At 40.7% G+C, this 15,978-nt stretch carries 10 protein-coding genes; 6 read left to right on the top strand and 4 right to left on the bottom strand.

What is annotated here, in order from left to right; all coding sequences use genetic code 11:
- Nucleotides 1–200 precede the first annotated feature (200 nt).
- From J2746_RS07805 to J2746_RS07795, 3 genes are all read left to right on the top strand, one after another.
- Nucleotides 201–3,788, top strand: a complete 3,588-nt coding sequence (locus J2746_RS07805) for a lectin-like domain-containing protein (protein ID WP_209618729.1) — start codon at nucleotides 201–203, stop codon at nucleotides 3,786–3,788.
- A gap of 595 nt (nucleotides 3,789–4,383) precedes the next feature.
- Nucleotides 4,384–7,212, top strand: coding sequence for an excinuclease ABC subunit UvrA (gene uvrA / locus J2746_RS07800; RefSeq protein ID WP_209618727.1), 2,829 nt, complete (start codon nucleotides 4,384–4,386; stop codon nucleotides 7,210–7,212).
- Between the two features lie 230 nt (nucleotides 7,213–7,442).
- The gene (locus J2746_RS07795; protein WP_342451820.1) at nucleotides 7,443–10,142 is read left to right on the top strand and encodes a histidine kinase N-terminal 7TM domain-containing protein; all 2,700 of its coding nucleotides are present in this window, start codon (nucleotides 7,443–7,445) and stop codon (nucleotides 10,140–10,142) included.
- A 16-nt stretch (nucleotides 10,143–10,158) separates the two neighbouring features.
- Here J2746_RS07795 and purB read toward each other — a convergent pair whose 3' ends face one another.
- From purB to J2746_RS07780, 3 genes are all read right to left on the bottom strand, one after another.
- Nucleotides 10,159–11,493 (bottom strand): adenylosuccinate lyase, encoded by a 1,335-nt coding sequence (gene purB, locus J2746_RS07790; RefSeq protein WP_209618723.1) that lies wholly within the window; start codon nucleotides 11,491–11,493, stop codon nucleotides 10,159–10,161.
- 163 nt (nucleotides 11,494–11,656) lie between these two features.
- Nucleotides 11,657–12,361 carry a hypothetical protein gene (locus J2746_RS07785; protein WP_245250043.1) on the bottom strand — a complete coding sequence of 235 codons (705 nt, stop codon included), beginning with the start codon at nucleotides 12,359–12,361 and terminating at the stop codon, nucleotides 11,657–11,659.
- A 136-nt stretch (nucleotides 12,362–12,497) separates the two neighbouring features.
- Entirely contained in the window at nucleotides 12,498–12,698 is a 201-nt protein-coding gene (locus J2746_RS07780) for a CDGSH iron-sulfur domain-containing protein (protein WP_209618720.1), read from the bottom strand.
- Nucleotides 12,699–12,897: 199 nt separating this feature from the next.
- On the opposite strand from J2746_RS07780, the gene J2746_RS07775 reads away from it, so the two are divergent.
- From J2746_RS07775 to J2746_RS07765, 3 genes are all read left to right on the top strand, one after another.
- Nucleotides 12,898–14,094, top strand: a complete 1,197-nt coding sequence (locus J2746_RS07775) for an ammonium transporter (protein ID WP_342451819.1) — start codon at nucleotides 12,898–12,900, stop codon at nucleotides 14,092–14,094.
- 10 nt (nucleotides 14,095–14,104) lie between these two features.
- Nucleotides 14,105–14,440, top strand: coding sequence for a P-II family nitrogen regulator (locus J2746_RS07770; protein ID WP_209618718.1), 336 nt, complete (start codon nucleotides 14,105–14,107; stop codon nucleotides 14,438–14,440).
- Nucleotides 14,441–14,613: 173 nt separating this feature from the next.
- On the top strand, nucleotides 14,614–15,483 hold the full coding sequence (locus J2746_RS07765; protein WP_280921228.1) for a PHP domain-containing protein: 870 nt from the start codon (nucleotides 14,614–14,616) through the stop codon (nucleotides 15,481–15,483).
- 26 nt (nucleotides 15,484–15,509) lie between these two features.
- Here the strand turns inward: J2746_RS07765 and J2746_RS07760 are convergent, their stop codons facing one another.
- Nucleotides 15,510–15,962, bottom strand: a complete 453-nt coding sequence (locus J2746_RS07760; RefSeq protein WP_209618714.1) for a hypothetical protein — start codon at nucleotides 15,960–15,962, stop codon at nucleotides 15,510–15,512.
- Nucleotides 15,963–15,978: the final 16 nt, after the last annotated feature.

The raw sequence follows: 15,978 nt of genomic DNA, 5'->3' as shown, positions 1-15,978 counted from the left end.
CAGGAAACTGTAGTTTTTGAAAAGAGATACAAAATTATAACCTGAAACAAACAATCATTCAATATAAATTAACGAGGTGCATGTTAATGATTATCACAAAATCTATATTAATTGAGAAGGTGTCTTTTAAATAATATATTAATTTTAAGATAGAATTGACGCTATATACTTTTCATCTAGTACACGAAGGAGAGATCATTTTGGGAAAACACAAAAAAACAATTGTTTTGTTACTGGGACTTTTAATCGCATTAAGTCTAACAATAACAACAGCAGAATCTGTTGAGAACAAAACAATCACGGCAGCATATGAAAACTTTTCCGATGTTTCACGATTTCAATTGAATGGAGATGCATATCAGTCTGGCACAAAACTACGTTTGACTCCAAGCCAACAAAATCAGCATGGAAGTGCATTCCTTAAGGATAAGGTATCTATTGGGAACGATAGTTCTTTCAGTACATATTTTACATTCGAAATAACCAGTCCAGTATCTACTGGCGCAGATGGTATCGTTTTTGTAATTCAACCAAACTCAAATGATGAAGGTAGCACAGGAGGAGGCATAGGTTATGAAGGTATCAACAACAGTATCGGAATAGAGTTTGATACATTTGATAATTCAGAGGTTTCGGGTAGTCACGTCGGAATTGATATTAATGGTAGTGTTACTTCTCTAAATAGCACGGCTCTTGCAGGCGACTTAGATCTTGGGAATACAAACATCAAGCATGCATGGATAGATTATAATTCCAGTACTAACATTGTGGAAGTAAGAATCAATACTTCAGAAACGCGGCCATCTAATCCTCAACTTATCCACAATTTTGAAGGAAAGACACTTCGAGATATAATAGGTTATGATGAAGCCTTTGTTGGTTTTACAGCTTCAACCGGTGGTGCTTGGGAAAATCACGATATTCTTTCCTGGTATTTCACTAACACATACGATCCTATAGACATAAACACTTATTCTTACGATGAAGCACCTACACAAGTGATTCTCACACTTGATCCTACTAACTATACCACAACATCTAATGTAACAGCAACTGTGAAAGACGCTAGTGGCAATACAGTATCAGATTGGCCGGTCACATTCTCAGCAACCAACGGTACATTTGATTCAAGTTCAGGCAGCACTGATGCTGAAGGTAACATCACAACAGCTTTTTCATATCCAGAAGAAGATATAACCATAATATCAATAAAAGCCACAGCTGAAGGTGGAGCATACGAGGAATTCCTTCTGAAGACAGCAAATGAGGCACCTTCAACTCCCGGAGCATTCACCACACCTACAGAGAACCAGATACTAAAGGGCGGAGAGACACTTACAGTAGGATGGGGATCTTCAACCGACCCGGAAAACCATGATATCACATATGACCTCTGGTTCTTCAATAGTACCTGGTCAATGATCAGGAGTATGCTCGGCACGAATAGCGCTTCTTTTACGTTGCCTGCAGATAATACTGACAGCGCAATGTTCCGTGTATATGCTAATGACACAATGGATAACTCCTCAGCAAGAGATGTTACTTTTACAATAGATTCTACAAAACCGGTAATCGAAATCTCAGGAAATCCGGCCGAGTGGCAGAACAGCAGTGCGACTATAGATGTGAATATCACTGATCTTACTGCTATGCAGTCAGTGAAGTGGGCTGCCGGAGTACAGGATACAGCTTACTTTGGATTATCCGGTACTACAATTGATGATCCGTACACATTCACTGTAAATAACAATGGAAGCTACACTGTGTATGCGGAAGACGCTGCAGGAAACACAAATGTCACAACATTTAATGTCACAAAGATCGATTCTGAAAATCCGTCTGTCAGCTTTAGTACAAATGGCAGCAGCACATATGCTAACAGCCATAGTACCACAGTAAGTTCAAGCGATGAGGTGGCAGGTCTTCAGGAACTTGGATTTGCATGGAACCAGTCAGCCGACGAGAATTCCGTAAGTTCATGGACATCATTTAACAGTGGTGACACACTAACAAAAGATTCTGTTAGCGGCGACTGGTATCTGCATGTCAGAGCTGTTGACAATGCAAGTAACATAATCCATTCAGTTTCTAATGTGTTCAAGCTGGATAATGAAGTTCCGTCTTATAGCTGGATACAGAAACCTGTCAATGCAAACACCGGTGACAATATAACAATTGAGTTGAACGTAACTGACAATGCCGGCATTAGCTCTGCAAACATAACGGTGGATGGCCAGGAGCACCAGATGAATGAAAGCTCAGGTAACTATTCCTGGAATATTTCTATTCCTGCCAGTGATTCCGGAACCCTTGTAAGCTCAATAGATTTCAACTGTACTTTCACAGATGTTGCAGGCAATGTCAACAGTACAGGTGACAATCTGATCAATGTTGCAATCCTACCTATAGCAGATTTCTCAGCCAACGTTACAAGAGGAACACAGCCGCTTTCAGTCAACTTTACTGACAACTCATCCGGACTTGTAGAAAGCTGGCTCTGGGACTTCGGGGACGGAAATACATCAACAGACCAGAATCCGGTTCACACATTTGATTCCGGTAATTTCACAGTGAACCTTACTGTAACAAACATAAACGGAAGCTCATCCTCGCTGATGAACATAAGAGCCGCACCGGAACCTGAGTATACACTAACTCCTGCAACCATGGAGCAGATATCACTCTATGGGGACGAGATGAACTTCAGTATTAACAGCACATTGCTTTCAAGCTTTGAATGGTTCATTGACGGAGCTCCATTAAATGGTACAGGAGTTACGACTGATGCCAGCACAGATGATTCTACAAATAGCTCATACTGTAAGATCAATACCAGCCAGTACTTCAACCAGGATGACTACTATATGGGCATCTACAATATCTCTGTCAGTGTCAGCAACCAGAGTATTGGCAGAACAGATACCTCTTCATGGGAATGGACTGTCACAAGTTCATCATCGGCAAGTGATAATGATGATATCGCTTTTATCATCAACCAGTCTGCAAACGTAACAGCTTCAGGCAATGAGTCACAGGTGGTTTTCAACACTACTGACGATTCAAGGACAGATAATGATGGAATTCACGGAAGTATTATTGCAATATCCTTCAATACCACAAACGAAAGTACCGGTATCCTGACAAAGATCGAATTCCTCAACAGATCCAGTATCAACGTAACAGACGCTGGATTTTCAGCAGATTCTGTGTACCAGTATTTTGACATCAGCTTCAACAACGAAACCCTTGTTAACAATGGTAGTGACAGGAACATCGAATTCAGAGTTCTTAACGAACGTAATGGACAGGTCCTTGTCAGGAATTCTGTCAGACTCAGACACTGGTCAAACCCTGCATGGGAAGCTTATACACCGGAATTCACAAGAAACGATGGAACATATTCATACTTTATTGTCAGAAATCTTTCAGGATTCTCCCCATTCGCGATAACGTGTGATTATGAGCAAGTATCTCCAAGTACAAATACAGATGACGGCATGCCGTGGTACCTTAAGAAAATGCTGTTGGGAATCGGCTCGGATGAAAAAGAGATTACAGAAAACGAAACTATAGTCAGTGAGGATAGTGGATCCGAAGATAGCATTGTAATTGATAATAACGATGAAGCAAAAGCAAATGAAGGAAATGCTGAGTCCGATTCAGAGGACACAGAACGTTCAGCAGGCGGTAATAGTAGCCGAACAATTTTCGGAACCGTGGCAATTATTGCAGTAGCAGCATCTGCAATTATTTTCCTGAAGAATAAAGGAGGAAGGGATAAACTGTAAAATAAAATGAAAACATTGTTCAAATGGCCTCTAAGGCCATTCTTTTTTTACAAAATATGATACACTATCTTCTTTTTTTAAAGTAGAATCAGTACCGTTTAATCAAGTGAAAATCTATTAGAAGTACGAAGTCTAAAGGAGCTTCAATGGAACACGCTTATTTTTCAAGCAATTAGGACACTGTCAGCCCCCAAGATATGTAGACAATAATAGTGAATTCTGTTTTAATGATTCAAGTAATTCAAAATCAGCAATTGCAAAATGTGGCGGTAATTAAAAATAACCTGGATCAAGCACTTGTAATTATTCCTCTGGCATCAATGGTCATTTTGCCTTTTGTTTATAGAAAAAAAGAAATGACTCACATAAATCCACTAATGAATACTTTCACCCCGCTTACATCTCCAATATATACCAAATTCTACAATTAGCAATCATGACAGAGTTTGAGAGGAGAGTAAAGCTGATAACCACCATCAGAAGTATTCAGAAAAAGAGCGCTGCTTCCAGAGATAAGAGTAAAAAGCAGGTGTTTATCTGAAATTTGTTCGTCACACCGCAAACTATACTTATTAGTCAGGCATCAGAGTAGACAATGTCTTTGAGCAGCATCAGGATAAAAGGTGCCAAAGAGCACAATCTTAAGAATATAGACCTGACCCTTCCACGTGATGAGCTTATAGTCATCACAGGACTTAGCGGATCAGGAAAATCATCACTTGCTTTTGATACAATTTATGCAGAGGGACAGCGCAGGTACGTTGAATCACTTTCAGCATACGCAAGGCAGTTCCTTGGCCTTATGGAAAAACCGGATGTAGAGTACATCGAAGGACTCTCACCTGCTATTTCCATAGAGCAGAAGACCACAAGCAAGAATCCCCGCTCTACCGTGGGGACCGTTACTGAAATTTATGACTACCTGAGACTGCTCTTTGCCCGTATAGGCATAAGACACTGTCCCGATTGTGGCAGGATAATTGAAACCCAGAGCGTTGACCAGATAGTTGACAGTATTATGAACCTGCGTGAGGGTACAAAAATACATGTGCTGGCACCACTTGTGAGAGAAAGAAAAGGAGAATACAAAAAGCTCCTCATCGACCTGCGCACGGAAGGTTTCACAAGAGTACGCGTGGATGGTGAGATTCACCTTCTCGAAGAAGCTGAAGAAATCGAACTTGGGCGTTACTTCAAACATAATATTGACATCGTTGTTGACAGACTTGTAATAAAAGAAGGAATCGAGGAAAGACTTTCTGATTCCGTGGAAACAGCACTTGAAAAAAGCGGTGGGACCATCACAGTTCAGGTACTTGACGGAGAAGAACTGACATTCAGTGAAAAACTGGCATGTACTTCCTGTGGTATCGGCTTTGAGGAAATGGAGCCAGCAGCATTCTCATTCAACAGTCCACAGGGTGCCTGTCCCGAGTGTCACGGACTTGGAACTTCAATGGAGTTCGACCCTGACCTCATTGTTCCGGATAAAAAGCTCACCCTGAATGAAGGAGCAGTGGAACCATGGTACGGCAAGAAGAAAGATGGTTACTACATGCAATCACTTCAGTCACTTTCCAATCATCTTGGATTCTCTATGGACGTACCCTTTGAAGAATTAGACCCCGAAATCCAGCATATTATATTCTACGGAAGCGAGGAGCTTATTCCATTTGTTCATGTCGGAAGGAACGGTGGTATGTGGAAACATAAAGGACGCTTCAAGGGAGTAATTGCCAATCTGTCTAAAATTTACGACGGCACAGAATCAGAGAACAGCAAAGACAGATTGAGCAGGTATATCAGTACCAAACCCTGCCTTTCATGTCATGGTAAAAGACTGAAGCCGGTGACACTTTCAGTCACCATCGATGGCAGGAACATCATAGACACAACAGAGATGTCCGTGGAAGAATCACTGGAATTCTTCAAACAAGTTGAACCAAAGCTCAATGAAAGGGAATACACCATTGCCCGTCTGATACTTAAAGAGATCAAAGCAAGACTTGGATTCCTTGTTGACGTAGGGCTTGATTATCTTACATTGAGCAGGTCAGCAGCCACACTCTCTGGTGGTGAAGCCCAGCGTATAAGGCTTGCAACACAAATAGGATCAAGTCTTATGGGTGTGCTGTATATTCTTGATGAACCAAGTATCGGCCTGCATCAGAGAGACAATCTCAGGCTTATAACAACCCTTAAGCATCTCAGGGATATTGGAAACACGGTTCTTGTTGTTGAACACGACGAGGAGACCATATGCAACTCGGACTATGTAGTGGATATGGGACCAGGAGCAGGTATTCATGGCGGTGAAATAGTTGCTGAGGGTACTCCAAAGCAGATCATGAAAAACAAGGCTTCAACCACAGGAAAGTACCTGAGTGGAAAGTTCAGAATAGAAATACCTGAAACACGAAGAGAACCTACTGGCACAATTACGCTGTGTGGTGCAGGCCAGAACAATCTCAAAAATATTGATGTGGAATTCCCACTGGGAATCCTTGTCGGCGTAACCGGCGTATCTGGTTCCGGAAAAAGTACGCTTATCAATGAAACACTCAATAAGGTGCTTGCAAAGCAACTTAACAAAGCAAGGGATATTCCTGGAAAATATAGTTCCATTGAAGGACTGGAAAATGTTGACAAGGTTATAACCATAGACCAGTCACCAATAGGACGTACACCTAGGTCTAACCCTGCAACTTATACTAATCTATTCACGCCCATCAGGGAACTCTTTGCACAGACAAAATTAGCACGTGCCAGAGGTTACAAACCAGGTAGATTCAGTTTTAATGTTCGTGGCGGTCGCTGTGAAGCATGTTCAGGTGATGGAATAATAACCATAGAAATGCATTTCCTGCCTGATGTTTACGTTCCATGTGAAGTATGTCATGGAAAACGCTACAACAGAGAAACCCTGGAAGTCACATATAAAGATAAGAACATTGCCGAAGTCCTTGACATGACTGTGGAGGAAGCGCTGGAGTTCTTCGAGAATGTACCGAAGATCAGCCGTAAACTTCAGACGCTCAACGATGTAGGTCTTGGATATATCAAACTTGGCCAGTCATCTACCACATTATCAGGAGGAGAAGCCCAGAGAGTGAAACTTGCAACAGAGTTGAGTAAGCGTTCTACCGGGAAAACAGTTTACATACTTGATGAACCAACAACAGGACTTCATTTCGATGACGTCAAAAAACTCCTTGAAGTCTTGCAGAGATTGGTAGATGCAGGAAATACGGTAATTGTCATCGAGCACAATCTGGATGTGATCAAGACTGTGGACTGGATAATCGATCTAGGGCCTGAAGGAGGGGACAGAGGTGGCGAGGTTATCGCACAGGGAACACCTGAAGATGTGTCAAAGAATAATATTTCCTACACAGGACAATTCCTGAAGAAGATGTTAGAATGAGATGCATTAATCACTTTATTTTTAAAATAGTATGTGTTTGCAGAAGCCTGCTTGTTAAAAAATCAACATCAACAGACAAACTCGCATCTAAAACACATACGTAAATATAACATGTATTTATATAATTTAAATTGGTATATAGTTGTGATCACACAACAAGTTTCTAAAAAATACCAGATATCTAGCTAAAACAAGGGATCTGCATAATTCAAATTTATAGATAAGTCAATATGTACCTGAATTACTTTATGCTGCCACTGATAGCACTAGTAATAATACTCTGTGTATTATTATTCCATGTAAGAAAACACAAGGAAGCAAGTGGAACAACGTGTTTCTCATTAATGTTGTTTGCTACGATAATCTATTCATTCTTTTATGCATTTGAAATATCATCTACCAGTTTTGATACAGCATTGGTTTTCTATAAGCTTGAATATATTGGCATTCCTTTTATCCCCGCTTTCTTACTTACATTTGCAATAAAATACACAGGTAAGAAACAATGGTTATCTGCACCCACAATAGTATCCATTTTTTCAATCCCGCTGATAACAATGATCCTGGTATTTACCACAGAAAGACATTCATTTTATCACCAGAACCTGATAATGAATACAAACACTATTTTCCCGACACTTACCTTTGAACCGGGAATATGGTATGCTGTGCAGGAATTCTATAACGTCCTCTGCATAATGTTCAGCATATTACTCATGCTGAAAATGTGGCTTGAAGTAATCCCTGCCCTCAGGAAACAAATAACCATTGTTATGGCAGGTATCTTAATACCATTCATCGTACTGCTACTCTTCATAGCAAGATTATTTCCCTCTGGTCTGGATCCAATACCTTATTCTCTTCCTTTTTCCGGAATTATAATGTATATTGGCCTGACACGTTACAAGCTTCTGGATATTGCACCTATGGCCCGCAGTGAGCTTTTTGACAAACTCCCTGATGGTGTAATTGTTCTTGACCAGATGCAGAGAATTGTAGATTGTAATGGATCTGCTGCAAAGTTCCTTGGAATAACCACCAGAGACGTTGGCAAGTATATTGCTGATTTAATGGAATGCTGGCCGGAACTCGATGCTGTCAGAAACAATGCTTCTAAAAAGAACAGTATGGAAGTAATGAGAGACAATAATGGGACTCCTATATGGTTAAAGATAGATTTCCTTCCAATGTATGGTGAAGGCGATGATATTGTAGGTCAGATGATCATATTAAGGGACATCACAGAAAGCAAAAATGCAGAAGATATCTTGCTTCAGACCAACCGTGAACTTGAGGAAGCAACTGCAAGAGCACAATTCATGACTACACAGGCAGAAATGGCAAACCGTGCGAAAAGCGAGTTCCTTGCAAACATGAGCCACGAGATACGCACACCTCTTAATGGTATAATAGGTTTTTCAGACATTCTTATGCAGACTGAACTCAGTCGTAAACAAAAACACTACATGCAAACGGTTTCTACCTCTGCGAACTCATTGCTTGATATTATCAATGATGTACTTGATTTTTCAAAGATCGAAGCTGGCAAACTCGAACTGAACCCTGAAAGGATAGAGATTTCAGAATTACTGGGAAAGATTACTGACATTGTAAAGTATCGTGCTCAGGAAAAGGAACTGGAACTTAAACTTACAATTCCTGAAGACCTGCCCTGCCATGTTACTGTTGATCATCTGAGGTTACGTCAGGTACTCGTCAATCTCCTTAGCAATGCCATCAAATTTACAGAAGAAGGTGAAATCGAACTTAAGGTTGAAGCAAAACCTGTTTCAGATACTGATAATATAATGGAGTTCATATTTTCTGTGAGCGATACTGGAATCGGAATTGGAGACGATAACAGGAACAGGATATTCGAATCATTCTCACAGGCTGACGGTTCCATAACACGAAAATACGGAGGTACAGGACTTGGACTTACAATATCCAACAGACTTCTGGAAATGATGGGGTCAAAACTTGAACTTGAAAGTGAGTTAGGGGAAGGAAGCTCTTTTTATTTCAAAGTAAAATTGCCTGTGGAAATGGGAGAATGTAACGCGGAGCAAAAGGAGTACTGTTACAATATTACAAGATCATTTAACATAGACAAAAAATGTTCCTTACTTGTTGCTGAAGATAATGATACAAATATGGAGCTTACCTCCATTATAATTTCAGAATTCCTGCCTGAGGCTGAGATCCTTAAAGCGGAGAACGGAAAAGAAGCTGTTAAATTATTCCTGAATGGAAAGAAGAAAGGAGAACAGGAAGTAGACCTGATCTTCATGGACATACAGATGCCTGAAATGAATGGCCATGACTCTGCCGTTAAGATCAGGGAAATTGAAAAAGAAACAGGAGGACATGTTCCTATCATTGCTTTAACAGCAAGTGCATTTAAAGGCGAAAAAGAAATGTGTATTCAGTCTGGAATGGATGACTATATTTCAAAGCCGGTGGTTTCAGAGATCATACATGACATTCTGAATAAGTGGCTTTACAGAAAAAACATCGATGAAACTGAAAAAGCAGATAGTATCAAATGTATTGCTACTGAAAATGAAACCGAATCTGTGCACTTTGACAAAGTAAGACTTATGAGCACCATTGCAGGTGATGATGAGACTTACAAAAGATTGAGTACAATGGCATTGAGATCAGTCACATCAAGCCTGGAAGAAACAATTAATAACTACAGTGAGCAGGATCTACAGGGAGTAAAAGAGAACGCCCACAGAATGAAAGGTGTTTCACTGAATATAGGTTTCGATATTCTTGCCAGCATGGCAAAGGAACTTGAAGATTCTGTAGAGAATCAGGTAGAGAACATTCCGGAAATGCTGGAAACTATTGAAAAAGAGATCGGCTTGATAGAATCCGAAATTAAGAAAAATATCAATGTATCTGAAAGGGATACAATGATATAAAAAATAAAAAGAAAAATTATTTTTTCAGTTTTGCAACAACCGCTTCAACCTGTTCCACAGCAGTACCGATGTACTTGTCAGGATCGACAAGATTGATGACATCCTCTTCACTGAGATAATTTGCAACTTCCGGATTTGCCAGGAGTACATCCTTGAAATGTTTTCCGCTTTCATGAGCTTCCATTGCACTGGAACGCACGATCTCGTGAGCTTCCTGACGACCGACTCCGCGCATTGCAAGTTCGATCATAACTGCTTCTCCCATGTTCAGACCTCTGAGCAGGTCAAGGTTGCGGCGGATATTCTCTGGATAGAACCTCAGGTTCTCGATAACACCAATTGCAAGTTTAATGATATGATCGGTCAGCACACATGCTTCAGGGAAAACAATCCTTTCACATGAGGAGTTTGTAAGGTCCCTTTCATCCCAGAGAGTGTTATTCTGGAGTTCAGGTTCTATCATGGAGCGTACAATTCTTGCAAGGCCACATATCTGCTCGGACTTGATAGGATTACGCTTGTGTGGCATTGTTGATGAACCAACCTGCTTTTTCCTGAAACTCTCCTCAACTTCAGCAATCTCACTTCTCTGGAGAGAGCGGATCTCAATAGCGATCTTGTCAAGGGTTGTTACGGTGTTTGCCATCCACATGACAAATTCTGCATGGCGGTCCCTCTGGATTATCTGGTTTGAAACGTCAACTGAGCCGATCTCAAGATATTCCATGACCTTTTTCTGAATCTCAATTCCATCCTTGCCAAAAGCAGCCTGAGTTCCAACTGCTCCGGTCATCTGGCCAACTGTGACACGTGGTTTGAGCTGTTCCAGACGTTCGATGTGTCTGCCAATCTCGGATGCCCATATGGCAAATCTAAGTCCGTATGTTGTTGGAACACCTATCTGACCGTGTGTTCTTCCGGCACATACGAGGTTCTTATTATTCTCAGCCTGAATAAGAAGTACATCAAGAAGTTTGTGGATCTTCTTTTCCAGTATATTCACAGCTTCCTTTAACTGAAGACCTGTAGCAGTATCAAGCATATCGTTGGATGTGGCACCGAAGTGAACCCATTTTCCAGCGTCCTCTTCACACTTTTCTGAGATAGCAAGCACAACAGCCATCATATCGTGGTGAATTTCGTCCTCGATCTCTTTTACCCTTTCAAGTTCCACAGAACCTATGCTGTTTTCTATGATATCTGCAGCTTCCTTAGGAATCAGTCCGATGTCTGCTTCAGCCCTAGCAAGAGCAGCCTCAGCTTTCATTATTTTTTCCAGGCGGTTTGCCTCGCTCCAGACGAACTTCATCTCATCTGTTCCGTAACGGTATTCTATAGGATGAATTGCCATTTATTGAATCTCCATGAAATTGATATCTTAACATATCTATATACTGACATATTACAGATATCATCCAAATTAACAGTATGCCTCTGGTATAGTTAATTACCAATAAATAGGCTTTGTTGGGTTAAAAAAGAAAAAAGAGAGCAATGCATAAAAGGAAACTTCTTTATTCATCTACCACATCTGCAGTCCTTGGAAAATCCCCCTGAAAGTTAAGGGTCCCATCAGATACTTCCAGAGTACCAATTTTGAGGTCAGGCATCTTTGATAGATGTGAATTTATCAGGTTCTCAAGTTCCTGCTCTCCCTGTTCTGTACTTCCCTCTGGAAGCGGAAGAAGACCGACTTTAGCACTGTCGATATCAATACTTATAGAATTGTCACTTGCTTTGAATATGCTACCCTCTGCATATACCGGACCCTTGAAATCATAACCATATTCTTTCAGGTCAAGATAAGCTGACATCTCAGCCTGGTTATTATCACCAAGTTTTACCTGTATGTCCTTAAGAGGACCTTCATTGTTTGTTGCCTGTAAATATGAACTCAGGTCAGAACTTGTAAGACTTATATCCATGGGAGATGTATCGGAATAGATAATATTGCTTGTCAGTTGATATTGTGATACAGGATCCTTCAGGGTTATACCCTGCTCTTTAACAATATTGTCAAAAAGCAGAGGGTCAGTTTCAATACCCAGATCCACAGCTTCATCTGTACCAAGAATCTCGGTCAGGACTGGAATGTACACCATTCCGGAAGCTGCTACAACTGTAAGAACAGCCACAATAACAACTGCAGCAGCTGCAATAACGATTTTCAAATTACCATTTGCATCATTTTTCTTCAGGATATTCACTTTATTAATCAAATAACCATCTCCAACCATTAAAACAAAATAAGAAAAATGTTGCTTAATAAACTTTTGATATTGATTGGAATACGCATTCTACGCTATAAAATGAAGAATATCAAAATTGTAAAAGAAAAGGTTGAGATGTGAAAGATCAGTTTTTCTCGTCCTTAAAACCGATTTTTATGTGCGTACCGTCACAAAATGGTTTATTCCCGGAACCTCCACATCTACAGAGATCCATCACCGGCTGAGTCTCAAGGTTTTCATTTTTTGAATTTATGAGCGCAGATACATTTTTCACAATATAAGGACCATCTTTACTTATTTCCACAATTACTTCTTTTGATTTCATAATGAACCCCATTCACTATTATATTCAATGACTTAAAGTCTTTTAGTGAATTTTTTAAAAACTCCACCATACCAATAGTTTTAAATAATTGTATATCGGAAGAGGGAAGAGTATTGCAGACATCCGATTAACATTATTTAAAATAGGTGGAACAATGGAAAAGATCAAAGAACATATTCTTAAAAAACAGGTGATTTAAGTGGCAATCGATGCAGGAGATACCGCATTTATAATCATCTGTACCGCCATGGTAATGCTTATGACTCCAGGGGTCGGGCTCTTTTACGGCGGGATGGTACGTAGTAAAAACATAATTTCAATGATAGCAATGTCTTTCATTTCATTTGCTGTTGTGAGTATCCAATGGGTAACAATAGGATACACACTTTCCTTTGGATCCGATATTTCGGGATTTATCGGTGGGCTTGACCACCTTTTCCTTGCTGGTGTAGGTCTTGAAGGAGACGGCATCCCTGACATGCTGTTCATGGTATTCCAGCTTGTTTTCGCTGGCGTCACACTGGCAATTCTTACATCCGGTGTAGCAGGACGTATCAAATTAAGTTCATTCATAGTACTCGGCATACTCTGGACAACAATTGTCTATGATCCCCTTGCTCACTGGGCATGGGGTGGCGGCTGGGCAGGAGAACTCGGAGCTCTTGACTTTGCCGGTGGTACCGTTGTACACATCAGTTCAGGATTCGGTGCACTTGCACTTGCACTTGTAATAGGCAACCGTGCAGGATTTGGCAAATACAGCATGGAAGCAGAGAACATCACAACAACTCTTCTCGGAGGAGCAATGCTCTGGTTCGGATGGTTCGCATTTAACGCAGGAAGCGCACTTGCAGCAGACGGACTCGCCGTTAATGCACTGGTTGTTACAAATGTCTCTGCAGCAGCAGGAGCAATAACCTGGATGTTTGCAGCATGGGCCATGGGTAAGCCAAGTTCACTGGGTCTTATCAGTGGAGCTGTTGCAGGTCTTGTAGCCATTACACCTGCTTCCGGTTTTGTAGGTCCGATGGCCGCAATTTTTATCGGTGGTTTTGCAGGACTTCTCTGTTACGGAGCACTTTTATTCCGTGTACGCAAGGGACTTGATGAAAGTCTTGACGCATGGGCAGTTCATGGAATGGGCGGTTTCTGGGGCGCAATAGCAACAGGAATATTTGCAACCGCAAGCATTGGTGGAGTTGACGGACTTATTTATGGAAACACACACCAGTTCCTTATACAATTACTTGATGCAACCGTTGCAATGATCTATGCATTTGTAGTTACCTATATACTTGCAGTAATAATCGACAAGACGATGGGACTGCGCGTAACCGAAGAAGAAGAATATGTTGGCCTTGATATCTCCCAGCATGGAGAATCCACAACAGCCTGAGGTGATATGAATGAAGACAGTAAAAGCAGTAATTCGTCCGGAAAAGCTGGAAGATGTAAAGGCAGCACTGGAAGAGAAAGGTTACTTTGCTATGACAGTGACAGAAGTCAAGGGTCGTGGTGCACAGAAAGGTATCTGTCTCCAGTACAGAGGTAAACAGATCAAAGTAGACATGATCCCTAAGACTGAGATCGAAATGGTCGTTGGTGACGAGGATGTCAGGCCAATAATCGAAATTGTCAGAAAGAGTGCCAGAACAGGCAAATTCGGTGACGGTAAGATATTTGTCTATCCTGTTGATATCGTTGCTGCCATCAGGAACGACGACGAAATAGTATCTGAATGATATGAGGTATTTCCTCATATCCATCTTATTTTTTGTTTACTTTTTTACCTAGATTTTACCGATATATAGATTTCATTACCACTATATTTTATGTAGATTAATTATATATTAGCACACTTCAATGGAAAAGCATTGAGGATGACGAAGGTGAAAATATAGTTAATTTAGCAGACATGCACACCCATACATGCTATTCTGACGGGGATATGAAACCGGAAGAACTTGTTAAACTGGCAAAAAACAAAGGAATAAAAGTCCTTAGCATTACCGATCATGACACAGTTGACGGACTTGATGAAGCAAGATGGGAATGTGAAACGCAAAATATCACCCTGATTCCGGGAATTGAATTCACGACCGAGACAGAGTATTCAGACATTGAAGTACACATACTTGGATACAGTTTTGATCCTGAAGACAACGGTATTCTCAAAATGACCGACCATGCAAAGCAAAATGCAAAAGATTACTGCAGCAAAGTTTGCTCTGCACTGGAATCATATGGAATGGAAATAGATAATTCAGTTCTTAATAATACAAAGGGAATAATCACAAAACACGACATAACATTGTCTGTTATAAACAAGAACATGAGTAACTATGATTTTCATAACATGTGGCTATCAGAAAATTCACCTCTTGATATTACAATGCAAAAATTCCCTGCTAAGAAAGTGATTAAAGCCATCCACAAAGCCGGTGGAAAAGCTGTCTGCGCACACATTATCAGAACACTGGAACAAAGTGATAAACTCTCATTATTGCCCTTTATGTCGGAATCACTTATCAGATGTGGCCTGGACGGATTCGAGGTATTCTATGCCAACAGCAACGAAGATCAGGTACGCACAATGTATGAACTATGCTCTGCACAGGGTCTTATAATGACAGGAGGATCAGACTTCCACGGAGTTAACAGAACCGGACGCTGTCAACTTGGAGAATACAACAGTTTCACAGAAATAGCTTTCAGTGACATATCAGGCATTCTTTGTAGCACATACAACGATTATGACCATGATATGACAAAAGCCATTGCATGAGTTACACACAAAACTGAAAAACTGATTTATTTTACGATCCAGTCAAGAGGAACAACGATCTCCTCATCTTTCTTACCTTTACCGTAAAGAGGTATTTCAAAATCAGTGTTTTCAAGAAGGACCACTGAAAGACCACATCCACCACCCTGCGGAATGCACTGGACTACCTTTGCCCTGAAACTCAGTTCCTGACCAGTACCATCCCATGAAGGAACAGAGACGGTAACTATATCACCGATATTTGAAGGGAGATTATCCTCAAATGGAGCTATCCTTTTGTAGTCCAGAGGAAAACCAGTACCTTTGAGATTATTCTCAACATCTTTTTCATTCAGACCAAGGGCTTCTGCTATCTGACAGTCTGAGTATCCACTGTCATGAAGAAAAGCTGTGGAGCCCTTTTTCATATGGTCAAGATCCGAATATCTGACCGGGCGTGTTTTGCATAATTTCCTCATGTGTTCAATATTATCTTGCATAATACACCAAATACCA

Origin of the sequence: Methanolobus bombayensis (assembly GCF_017873415.1) — an archaeon.
In the GTDB taxonomy this organism is placed as follows: Archaea; Halobacteriota; Methanosarcinia; order Methanosarcinales; family Methanosarcinaceae; genus Methanolobus; species Methanolobus bombayensis.
Note: the sequence above shows the minus strand (reverse complement) of the source record. Positions and strands in the feature narration are given on the sequence as shown.